The following is a 400-nucleotide window of genomic DNA, read 5'->3' as shown; positions in this document are numbered from 1 at the left end:
GCTGCGCATGGCCTCGGCGGCGCTGGCCTTGCTGGCGCTGATGGCCGTGGGGGTGTCGCAATGGCTGGTGAACCAGCGCGAGCAGGCGCCGACGATGTCCGCCGTGGCGATCCTGAACGATGATCAGGCTCGGCCCGCCGTGGTTGTGCTCTGGGATGCCCCCGCCAGCACGGTCACCGTGCGCCGCCTGGATCACCTGAAGCTGGCCGACCAGCAGGTGCTCCAGCTCTGGGCCCTGCCGGAAGGCGGCAAGCCGCAGTCGCTGGGGGTGATCGGCCGGCGCCACGAGGTGCGGCTGGAAGTGAAGCGCGCGCCGCACAGCGTGCCGGCGCTCGCCATCAGCATCGAGCCGCCGGGCGGCTCGCCCAGCCCGGACGGGCCGTCTGGGCCGGTGGTGTTC

Annotated in this window: 1 protein-coding gene; it reads left to right on the top strand. The window is 73.0% G+C overall.

Going from position 1 to position 400, the window contains the following annotated elements:
* On the top strand, nt 1-400 hold a 400-nt coding region (locus AC1DDH_RS20725; RefSeq protein WP_476956254.1), incomplete at both ends, for an anti-sigma factor domain-containing protein.

It is taken from the genome of Arthrobacter sp. 10T425 (assembly GCF_056393985.1).
Note: the sequence above shows the minus strand (reverse complement) of the source record. Positions and strands in the feature narration are given on the sequence as shown.